Source organism: Synechococcus sp. W70.1, assembly GCF_047461515.1.
In the GTDB taxonomy this organism is placed as follows: Bacteria; Cyanobacteriota; Cyanobacteriia; order Thermostichales; family Thermostichaceae; genus Thermostichus.
The window spans coordinates 45,494-55,196 of record NZ_JANSHH010000010.1; the positions used below are offsets into that span (position 1 = coordinate 45,494).

At 60.5% G+C, this 9,703-nt stretch carries 9 protein-coding genes; 5 read left to right on the top strand and 4 right to left on the bottom strand.

The annotated features are described in order from the left end of the window. Positions 1 to 245: 245 nt before the first annotated feature. Entirely contained in the window at positions 246 to 446 is a 201-nt protein-coding gene (locus NW808_RS01880; RefSeq protein ID WP_414394537.1) for a DUF2811 domain-containing protein, read from the top strand. 106 nt (positions 447 to 552) lie between these two features. Further along, positions 553 to 2,289, top strand: coding sequence for a tetratricopeptide repeat protein (locus tag NW808_RS01885; RefSeq protein ID WP_414420091.1), 1,737 nt, complete (start codon positions 553 to 555; stop codon positions 2,287 to 2,289). On the opposite strand, the gene rpaB is transcribed toward NW808_RS01885, so the two are convergent. From rpaB to deoC, 3 genes are all read right to left on the bottom strand, one after another. Continuing rightward, on the bottom strand, positions 2,286 to 3,026 hold the full coding sequence (rpaB, locus tag NW808_RS01890) for a response regulator transcription factor RpaB (RefSeq protein WP_414394542.1): 741 nt from the start codon (positions 3,024 to 3,026) through the stop codon (positions 2,286 to 2,288). The genes NW808_RS01885 and rpaB overlap by 4 nt on opposite strands. Positions 3,027 to 3,435: 409 nt before the next feature. Further along, positions 3,436 to 4,338 carry a DNA repair protein RecO gene (gene recO, locus NW808_RS01895; protein ID WP_414420092.1) on the bottom strand — a complete coding sequence of 301 codons (903 nt, stop codon included), beginning with the start codon at positions 4,336 to 4,338 and terminating at the stop codon, positions 3,436 to 3,438. Beyond that, positions 4,335 to 5,036 carry a deoxyribose-phosphate aldolase gene (gene deoC, locus NW808_RS01900; protein ID WP_414394546.1) on the bottom strand — a complete coding sequence of 234 codons (702 nt, stop codon included), beginning with the start codon at positions 5,034 to 5,036 and terminating at the stop codon, positions 4,335 to 4,337. The genes recO and deoC overlap by 4 nt, the downstream gene beginning before the upstream one ends. Before the next feature lie 148 nt (positions 5,037 to 5,184). On the opposite strand from deoC, the gene NW808_RS01905 reads away from it, so the two are divergent. Continuing rightward, entirely contained in the window at positions 5,185 to 5,556 is a 372-nt protein-coding gene (locus tag NW808_RS01905) for a YtxH domain-containing protein (protein WP_414406298.1), read from the top strand. Continuing rightward, entirely contained in the window at positions 5,553 to 6,068 is a 516-nt protein-coding gene (locus tag NW808_RS01910) for a hypothetical protein (protein WP_414406299.1), read from the top strand. The genes NW808_RS01905 and NW808_RS01910 overlap by 4 nt, the downstream gene beginning before the upstream one ends. Here NW808_RS01910 and metG read toward each other — a convergent pair. Further along, the gene (gene metG, locus NW808_RS01915; protein WP_414420093.1) at positions 6,065 to 7,621 is read right to left on the bottom strand and encodes a methionine--tRNA ligase; all 1,557 of its coding nucleotides are present in this window, start codon (positions 7,619 to 7,621) and stop codon (positions 6,065 to 6,067) included. The two genes, NW808_RS01910 and metG, sit on opposite strands and share 4 nt — an antisense overlap. Here metG and NW808_RS01920 point away from each other — a divergent pair. Beyond that, positions 7,599 to 9,539, top strand: a complete 1,941-nt coding sequence (locus NW808_RS01920; protein WP_414420094.1) for an FAD-dependent oxidoreductase — start codon at positions 7,599 to 7,601, stop codon at positions 9,537 to 9,539. The two genes, metG and NW808_RS01920, sit on opposite strands and share 23 nt — an antisense overlap. Positions 9,540 to 9,703: the final 164 nt, after the last annotated feature.

A 9,703-nucleotide genomic window follows, 5' to 3' on the forward strand; every position in this document is an offset into this window, starting at 1 on the left:
AGCTCTCCTCGGATGCCTAGAGAGACCAGGGGGCGGCTAGGACCTCCCCAGCCGCTTGCAGGCGGCCAATGGGCAAGCCCTTTTACCCCGTTTCTTGAGGAGCCCGTGCGGTCTTTGAGGTACCCAAGTTAGAGGACTGGCTTAGCTTGTTCAATTCCTTCCTAGGCCGGCTTAGCTGTGGCCCAGGGTAGAGCCTCTTTTTGCTGCGACTGTTTGAGTGTTGACTTTAGGTAGGTGGTTGAGCTATGGATTCTCCTACCGTCAGCATTTCGAGCGAAATCCCCAAGGAGCTCCACGAGACCCTCAAAAACTACCTCTCTCGTCATCCCGACTGGGATCAAGATCGGGTTGTAACAGCAGCCCTCTCGCTGTTCTTGCTCCAAAGCGGAGATGCCGATCGGCGCGCTGCGCGCATCTACCTAGACAGCCTCTTTCGCCGCAACTAGGCTAAAGCTGTCGGAATCCCAACTTAGGGCTATTGGGAACGTCCTGTTAACCCCGGTAGGTCAAACCGTGCCACAGGGCTTTGGTCGAGGGAAAGGCAAGCGGCAGGTGGCTGGGCCTCAGAACTCAGGACAAGGAGCCAGCCTGCCCTCTTTCCCCTCCCCAGAGGCGGCTCTGGCTTTGGTCGAGCGCCACCGACAAGCAGGGGATCTGGGGGCAGCGCTGCGCCTTTGTCGACAGCTTACCCGCGCCCATCCGCACCTGGCTGCTGCCCAAGCGCTGCTGGGATCCCTCTATCTGCAAATGGGAGATCCCCGTCAGGCCTTGACCCCCCTACAGTTGGCTGTGCACCTGCAGAAGGACTGGGTGCCTGCCTGGCAGGAGCTGGGCGATGCTTGGATGCTGCTGGGCGACCCGGCGGAGGCAGCGCGCGCCTATCAGGAGGGGCTGGCCTTTGCTCCCGGCAATGGGCAACTGCTGTTTCGGCTGGGCAGTTGTTGGCTGGCCTTGGGGCAGCGGCAGCGGGCAATTGCAGTCCTGCGCCAGGCTGCGGCAGCGCACCCTCCCCAGCCCTATGCTCTAGCCGCCTTAGGCAATGCGCTGATGTTCGAGAACCAGCTTGAGGAAGCTGAAGGCTGGTTTCGCCAAGCCCTTGCCCTGCTGCCCCAGGAGGGGCGGATCCTCGTCAACCTCGCCCACTGCCTCCACCTGCAAGATCGTCTGGAGGAAGCAGCCGACTGCCTGCAACAGGCCATCCCGCTGCTGCCCAAGGATGCTCAGCCCCACAACAACTTGGGCACGATCCTGCAAGAGCAAAACTGCCTCGAGGCCGCCCTTGAGTCCTATCGGCGGGGCTTGCAACTGGCCCCTGATTCGCCGGAGATCCACTACAACCTGGCCACTGCCCTGCTCACCCTAGGCCGCTACAAGGAGGGGTGGCGGGAGTACGAATGGCGGCTGCAGCGCCAGGGGGCGGCCTACCCCCGCTTTCCCCAGCCTCTGTGGACGGGATCCCCCTTGGGCCAGCAGACTCTGCTCATCTACGCCGAACAAGGTTTGGGGGACACCATCCAGTTTGTGCGCTACCTGCCACTTTTGGCTGCAGCCCATCCGCAGGCCTCCCTCTACTTTCGCTGCCCGCCATCTCTAGTCGAGCTGCTGCGGGCCTCCTTTCCTCAGGTTCAGATTATTTCCGAGACGGATCCCCTGCCTCCCTTCGACTGGCACCTGCCCTTGCTCAGCCTGCCCCACCGCTTGGGCACCACTCTGGAGACGATCCCTGCCTGTCTTCCCTACCTGGTCTGTCCCCCGGAGAGCTCCGCCTGGCCAGAAGAATGGCCTGAGGTTCCTCAGAAGGGGATAAAGGTAGGGCTGGTGTGGGCCAGTGGCCGCCGCGCCGATCTTGCCCTCAACCGGGTGCAGAGGTTAAAAAGCTGTCCCCTCAGCCTCTTTCTCGAGTACCTTGATCTGCCCCAGGTGCAGTGGGTTAGCCTGCAGGTGGGTGAAGATCTAAGCCAGGTAGAACCCCTCCTCAAGCAGCACCAGGTGGTGGAGCTGGGATCCCGTTTCCAGAATTTTGTTGATACTGCTAGGGCAGTTGCCCAGTTGGATCTGGTGATTAGCGTCGATACCGCCGTTGCCCACCTAGCTGGGGCGCTGGGCAAGCCTGTGTGGGTTCTACTGCCCTTTGCAGCCGATTGGCGCTGGCTGCTGCAGCGACAAGATAGCCCCTGGTACCCCGGCGTAATGCGCCTATTTCGCCAAGAAGCCCGCGGCAACTGGGTTGAACCGCTACAGCAGATGCGAAGGGCCCTGCAGGAGCACTTGACAGGGATCCCTTCTTAGCCCTCTCCTTTTTCTCCCTTTGGCACGATGCGCTGAAACAGATAGCCAGTACCGCGGGCTGTCAGGATAAGCTCAGGGTTGCTTGGGTCATCCTCCAACTTAGCCCGCAGCCGCGAGATGTGGACATCCACCACCCGCGTATCCACATGGCGCTCTGGGGTATAGCCCCATACCTCCTGCAGGATCTGGGCGCGGGAAAACGGCTCCCCCGAGCGGCTGACCAACAGCTCCAGCAAACTAAACTCCATTCCTGTCAGGCGGATGCGCTCGCCCCGCTTGTAAACTTGGCGCTTGTTGGTATCAATGCAAAGATCCCCAACCTGGATAACCCCAGAGCTAGGGATCCCCTCATGGCTAGACCGGGCCACCCGCCGCAGCACCGAGCGAATGCGGGCCTCCAGCTCCTTGGGTGAAAAAGGCTTGACCACGTAGTCATCCGCCCCTAGTTCCAACCCAGTAATGCGGTCGGCCACATCCCCCAGAGCCGTGAGCATGATGATGGGGATGTCGGACTCTTTGCGCAACTCTTGACAGACCCCATAGCCATCCAGCTTTGGCATCATGACATCCAGCACCACCAGGTCGGGATGCTGCTTGCGGAAGACCTGCAGGGCCTCTTCGCCGTCGGCTGCAGTAACCACCTCGTAGCCGATCATCGAGAGGCGAGTTTCCAAAATGCGGCGGATGCTAGCCTCATCATCAACCACGAGAATTCGTTCTTTACGCTGGGCTTCCACGGTGCTGCAACTCCTGTACTTCACTTTAATAACTTGGCTTGGAAAAGTTAGGATGAAGGCTACCTCCTGCCACCGGCGAGCAGGTGACGGAGGGATGTTTCTGGACAAGCAGACTCGGCCTCCCCACGGAAAGCTGCCAAACCCATGCTTAGAAATAGAAACTGCAGCCCAGGACACCCCCCACTAAGGAACCCAGAAGGCCTGTTTGGCAATAGGTTGGAAAGACACCGGCTTTCCTTCCCTTTAGCTGTTGCTTTCTCTGCAAACCCTCGCGGCTGACCGCGGCTAAAGCTGAGAAGCCCTTGTTAAGAATTTACCTCATGGAACCTAATGTATCATCTGGAAGCGGCTACTTAATCCACCCCAGAGCTCTATTCTGCCGCCATTCGGCTCAACTTGATACATGTCTTCACAACTTCTTCAGCCGGCCGCCAATTCTTTTGGAATTGCCCTCAGAAAAGGTTGGGGCAAGGGGGGATCCCTGCTCGTTTGCAGTGGGGAAGCCAACTGCAGCGCCGGCAGTAGGGTAACAGCCAGCTAGCAGGCGAGCAGACCGGATTTCTCGCTCGGCATACTGCTCCAAAATTTGGCGCAGCAAGCGCTCTGCCCCCAGCCAAGCTGTCAAAGGCAACGTTCTGTCGGCCAGCGGTGGCAAGGTGGGGTTGGGCAGGGATCCCAGGGCCTGCAGGACGGCACTGGAGAGCCGGGCAAGGGAGTTGGGCTGCTGGGCTCTCCGACAGGGCTCGCAGATCAGGCCGCCCAGCTGGGGACAGAAGAAAACCTCGCCCGCCAACTCCCCCCCACAGGAGCAACAGGCTTGTAGCGAGGGGGCAAGCCCCCCCACCACCAAAAGGTGGTAGAGCCCATGGACAAGGAGTGGCAGAACTGCCTCGTGTGTAGGGGCCTGCTCGATGCGCTGCAAGTGTTCTACCAAAAGCACAAACAGCTCTTCCTGAGCCTGATCTGGCAGGGCCAATAGCAAAGCCACCTCTGCCAGGTACTGGGCGGCTGTGAGGTGGGCCAAGCTGCGGCCCAGACGGGGAAAACTCTGCAGGGTTTCTGCCTGGACAATGCGCTGCAGACGCTGGGAGGCATTGGCTTGAGCTGACCACCGCCCCCGGACAAGCAGCAGGTCGTTAATGACAAAGGGCTCCAGTCGCCCTCCCCACTTGGAAGACGGCTTGCGGGATCCCTTGGCTACTGCCCGCACCAGCCCCCGCTCGCGAGTTAGGATGGTAACCACCCGATCCGACTCCCCCAAGGGGATGCCTTTGAGAGTGATGCCGGTAACCCGGTAGGTTCGCCCGCTCATGCTCTGCCAGCTTCCCTAGCCTGCAGCTCTTGCATTAGCTCCAACCCCCAAGAGGTGCCGATCCGGGTGGCTCCTGCGGCAATCATTGCCTCCGCCTGAGCCAGAGTGCGAATGCCGCCTGAAGCTTTCACCCCCACTCGGCCCCGGCTAAGCTGCGCCAGCAGTTGCACATCCGCCAAGGTTGCCCCTCCCATCCAGCCGGTGGAGGTCATCAAAAAGGCAGCTCCCGCATCCATGCAGATCTCCGCAGCCAGCTTTTTTTCCTCCTCATCGAGCTGGGCCGTCTCCAAAATGGCTTTGACGCAAACTCCCGTCTCCTCCACAATTTGGGCAATCTCGGCATGGAGCCAATCCAGCTCCCGCGCCTTGAGCCAGGCTAGGTTAATGCGAACATCCAGTTCCTGGCATCCCTGCTCCACAGCCAGTTGAGCTTCGTAGAGTTTGGCCTCCGCTGTGTTGGTACCCAGGGGAAACCCCACCACCGTGCTCACCCGTACTGGCGACCCGTGTAGCCGCTCAACCACTCGCGGCACATAGCAGGGAGGTACGCAAAAGGTGGGGAAGCCGTAGCGCAGGGCAATTTCGCACCCCTCCTCAATTTCCTCCGGGGTAACCATAGGCAGCAGCAGCGTGTGGTCAATGTACTCTGCCAAGTTGATTGGCCTTTCCGCCAGGCCTTTGGGCTCTAAAGAGACCATGGGTTGTTGGGTAGTTTCCACAGCGCCATTTCTACTCTAGCCCCCAGCAGCCCAGCCGCGACTTGGCCTTTTTGGGCAGAGCAGGGTAGCAGATTTTTTTTGATAGTCTGGTTGGGGGGCCACTTGTATCCACCAACTCTGGCAAGGCATGGCGGAAAACCGGACTGGCGCGTTTATTGGTGGGCTGCTGTTGGGAACGGCGGTGGGCACGCTCATTGGCCTGCTTCTAGCCCCCCGCAGCGGACGGGAGACGCGGCGACTGTTGAAAAAATCGGCAGAGGCGCTGCCAGAAGTGGCAGAGGATGTAGCCAGCAGCTTGCAGTATCAGTCAGAGAAACTGTTCGACGCTGCTCAACGCAGTTTGGATGAGGCCCTGCTGCGGCTACAGCAGGCAGTGGTGGTGGGGAAGGAGGCCATGTTGCAGAAGCGAAAGGAGCTGCTCCAAGCCCAAAACTCGCGTTCCCTTGGGGGGGAAGAAGCTGATTTGGAAGCCGGCGATGGAGAGGAGACGGCGGGATGAGCGATCCGGTCTTTTGGCTTGGCCTCTCGGTAGGCCTGGTGGCAGTGGCCATTTTGGCGGTGATCCTGACCCTGCTGCCTGCCGTCATTCAACTGGGTCGAGCCGCCCAGAGTGTGGAGCGCTTCTTCGATACGCTGCTGCGGGAGCTGCCGCCCACTCTAGAGGCTCTGCGCCTGACGAGCCTGGAAGTGAGCGAGATTGCCGACAGCCTTGACGAGGGGGTGAAAGGGGCGGGTCAGGTGGTGAAGCAGGTCAGCCGCTCCCTGGAAGGAGCCCGTACCCAAGCCCGGGATGCCCAAGTCAATGTTCGCAGCTTTTGGGCGGGAGTACGAGCGGCCTGGCAGACTCTTGCCCATGGAGCTCCTCCTGCTGAGGTGAGCAACCCTCGCTTGCGCTCGGGTGCAGCTCCTCCTCTCTCCCGAAGGGATGCCCCTCCTTTGGCCGAGCGGCTAAGACCAAAGGGAGGACAAGCGGCTGCCCAACCTTCCCAAGCAAATGCTGCCAAGTCCTAGGCGTTCCTGAGGATTTTCTGAAAGACAGGCACAGGGGGCTGAGGCTCTTGACCAGGGGGAAGCTGGCCCCAGCGAGCATCGGGATCCCAGCGCAGTTGGGTAATGTCGGTGAGGGGGAACCCCAGTTGCTGCAGGATCTTGAGGCTGAGGTTGGGAATGATGGGCGAAAGGGCCACCGCCACCCAGCGCACGCTTTCTAGAACGGCATAGAGAATCTCCGCTACCCGCTGGCTTTGCCCCTGTTTATGCAACGTCCAGGGAGCTTGCTCATCTAGGTATTTGTTGCTGGCCTGGGCCAGGCTGAGGGCCTTGCGGGCAGCCGAGCTGAGATCCAGCCGCTCGTAGGCGTCAGCCACTGTCGGGGCTAGGCGCTCAGCCAAGGTTTTGAGGGGATGATCCGGAGGGATCTCGACGGCGGGAATGCGGTAGTCAGGTTGGTATTTTTTGAGCATGGCGAGGGTGCGGTTGAGCAGGTTCCCCAGGTCGTTGGCTAGGTCGGCATTGAGTACCTCGACGAAGCGGCCCTCGCTAAAGTCTCCATCTTTGCCCAGCTCAATTTCGGTCAAGAAATAGTAGCGCACGGCATCGGCGCCGTATCGCTGCACCAGCTCAAAAGGATCCAGCGTGTTCCCCAGGCTTTTGCCCATCTTGAGGCCATCTTTGGTGAGAAAGCCGTGGCCAAAGATTTGCCTAGGCAAAGGCAACCCCGCCGACATGAGCATGGCCGGCCAGTAGATGGCGTGGAAGCGGACGATATCTTTGCCCACCAGGTGCACGTCGGCAGGCCAGTAGCGGCGCAGAGCATTCTCCAGCGTCGGCTCGTCCTCGGGATCTAGAGCGGCGCTGATGTAGTTGATGAGGGCGTCAAACCAGACGTAAAGGGTTTGGCTGGGATCCGCCGGGAAGGGGATCCCCCAGGAGACGCTAGGGCGAGAGATGGAGAAGTCCCGCAGGCCCTGCTTGACAAAGTTAATGACCTCATTGCGGCGGCTTTCTGGTTGAATGAACTCTGGATGCTCCGCGTAGAGAGCTTCTAGTTTTTCCTGGTAGCGAGAGAGGCGAAAAAAGTAGTTTTCTTCGTCTTTCCACTCTACTTTTTTGTTGGGATGGATCGGGCAAAACCCGCCTTCCAAGAGCTCTGACTCGTCCTTAAACTCTTCGCAGGCAACACAATACCACCCCTGCTGCCGCCCAACAAAGATATCTCCCCGATCCCAAACCCGCTGGAAAAACTCCCGCACAATGGCTTTGTGGCGAGGGTCAGTGGTGCGGATGAAGCGGTCATAGCGGATGTCCAGCAACTGCCAAAGCTGGGCAAACTGGGCCGCGATCTCGTCACAGTGCTGCTGCGGGGGAAGGCCGCGCTCTTCAGCGGCGCGCTGGATCTTCTGGCCGTGCTCATCGGTTCCCGTTACCATCAGCACCTCCCTACCCCGCAGGCGGTGGTAACGGGCGATGGCATCGGCTGCCATGGTGGTGTAGGCACTGCCGATGTGGGGGGCAGCGTTGACGTAGTAGATCGGTGTGGTGATGACGAAAGTGGAACCCGGCATGAGCCCTCGCAGCGCTTTCCCCCATGATAAAAGTTGCCGGAAAGTCCGACAGGCTATGTTCACCCTCAAGGGATGGAGCTGCGGCATCCTGGGGGCTGGGATCTTGGGCGCCGGGGCGGCCCTAGCTCAGCCCGTGTCGGCAACCCGCATCCCCTGTGAGATTTTCATCGCTGGGGGCGGGCTGGGAGGCGTGGCAGCGGCCTACGAGGCCCTGCAACTGGGGCGACAGGTGTGCATGACCGAAATTACCGACTGGATTGGCGGCCAGGTGAGCGCCCAAGGGGTCTCGGCTTTGGACGAGCGGCCCCTACAGCGGGAAAACGAGATCTTCCCGCGAGGCTACAGAGAGTTTCGCCGCCGGGTGCGGGAAAAGTATGGCGGGGATCCCAACCCCGGCAAGTGCTGGGCAAGCGTGCTCTGTTTTTCTCCCCAGGTGGGACATCAGGTACTCCGGGAGATGTTGGATCCCTATCTGCAGTCGGGGCAGTTGCGGCTATTTACGGAGACAGTGGTGAAGGACTTGGAGATTGAGGGCTACCAGATCCGCAGGGTAGTGGCTATCCGCAACCTCCCCAAGCACGCTGGCGTCGCGCCGGAGCAGCGGGGGGATCTCTCTAGCTATTTTTTGGACTTCTACCGCTGGGAGCCCACGAAGGACTGGGATAAGGAGATCCTGCACTTTGAGCCGCCTCCCGAGCGGCAGGGAAAAACCCTGCCTTGGATAGTGATTGATGCTACCGAAACCGGCGAGCTGCTGCCCCTGGCGCGAGTGCCCTACCGTCTCGGCACGGATGGGGAAAGCCGCTGGGAGCCCAGCTCCAAGCCCTACAGGGATCCCTATTGCACCCAGGGGTTTACCTACACCTTTGTCATAGAGCGCTCCGCTGTGCCGCAGGTGCCCATCAAGCCAGAGTTCTACGACGATCCCCTGCACGGCCCCTACTACAGCTTTGAACACCCGCGCTTTAACTTCGGGAGGGTCTTTACCTATCGCCGCATTCGCGGACAGGTGTTTGGCTTTGGGGAAGAGGCCATCCGCGTGGGGGATCAATCCATGCAGAACTGGACCTGGGGCAACGACTGGCGCATCACCGGGCCAGAGATGAACCTCATCCTCACCCACGAGCAACTGCAGGCCTCGGGCCAACTGCAGCCGGGTGGCTGGATGGGGGGCTTGCGGGTGGAAGCCCTGCGTCGGGCCGAGCAGCATGCCAAGGGCTTCTTCTACTGGCTGGTGGCGGGGAGGACGGACTTTCTGTTGCAGCAGGCGGATCCCAACTTTCAAAAAGACTTTTACTTGCGCTATCGCTACCTCAAAGGGCCCAACAGCCCCATGGGAACTGCCAGTGGTCTTTCCAAGTACCCCTATATTCGCGAGTCGCGGCGCATCATCGGGCGGCCGAGTTTTTCCTACCCAGGGGGGTTCACCGTCTACGAGTCGGATATCACCACGCGGGAATCGGCGTTGAATCGCGGTCGCCCCTTCATCTTCTACGACTCGGTGGGGGTGGGCCAGTACCCCATCGACTTTCACGAGTGTCTACTGCCGGATTTTTCGCTGCCCCCCAGCCACAACCAAGACGCCCAGGCCCCCAGCTACCCCTACCAGATCCCGCTGCGCGCCCTGATCCCACAGCGCATCGACAACCTCTTGGCCGGCGGCAAAAACATCGCCACCAGCCGCATCGCCAGCGCCTCCTATCGAGTGCACCCCGTGGAATGGGCCATCGGCACGGCAGCCGGCCACACAGCTCACTTTGCCCTGGCACGGGATCTAGTCCCGGCGGAGATCCTGCGGGAACCGCTCTCGAACCTGCAGCTGTTGCCCGCCCTCCAGGCCCAGATCCAGAGCCTGGGCAACCCCATTCAATTTCCTGGCACCACCATCACTGCCACCGACTGGGCCCAGTCCCGCTAGCTTAGAAAGGCAGGGTTGGAAGCTGGCCGATGGATGCCATTGGGGTTGAACCTTGGGGACTGGAGACGATCCGCCCTTCGCTGTGGTCAGCCACGGCTCTATGGAGCATAGGGCTCTCCTCTAGTCCTTGATTCACCGTTCGCGTAAGCGGGACGGAGTCCGTA

Excerpts from the sequence above, each read along its gene's own strand:
- NW808_RS01880 (WP_414394537.1), top strand. The coding sequence starts at position 246 with ATGGATTCTCCTACCGTCAGCATTTCGAGCGAAATCCCCAAGGAGCTC.
- recO (WP_414420092.1), bottom strand. The coding sequence starts at position 4,338 with ATGAGCGGGCGAACCTACCGGGTTACCGGCATCACTCTCAAAGGCATC.
- deoC (WP_414394546.1), bottom strand. The coding sequence starts at position 5,036 with ATGGTCTCTTTAGAGCCCAAAGGCCTGGCGGAAAGGCCAATCAACTTG.
- NW808_RS01905 (WP_414406298.1), top strand. The coding sequence starts at position 5,185 with ATGGCGGAAAACCGGACTGGCGCGTTTATTGGTGGGCTGCTGTTGGGA.
- NW808_RS01910 (WP_414406299.1), top strand. The coding sequence starts at position 5,553 with ATGAGCGATCCGGTCTTTTGGCTTGGCCTCTCGGTAGGCCTGGTGGCA.
- NW808_RS01920 (WP_414420094.1), top strand. The coding sequence starts at position 7,599 with ATGACGAAAGTGGAACCCGGCATGAGCCCTCGCAGCGCTTTCCCCCAT.
- metG (WP_414420093.1), bottom strand. The coding sequence starts at position 7,621 with ATGCCGGGTTCCACTTTCGTCATCACCACACCGATCTACTACGTCAAC.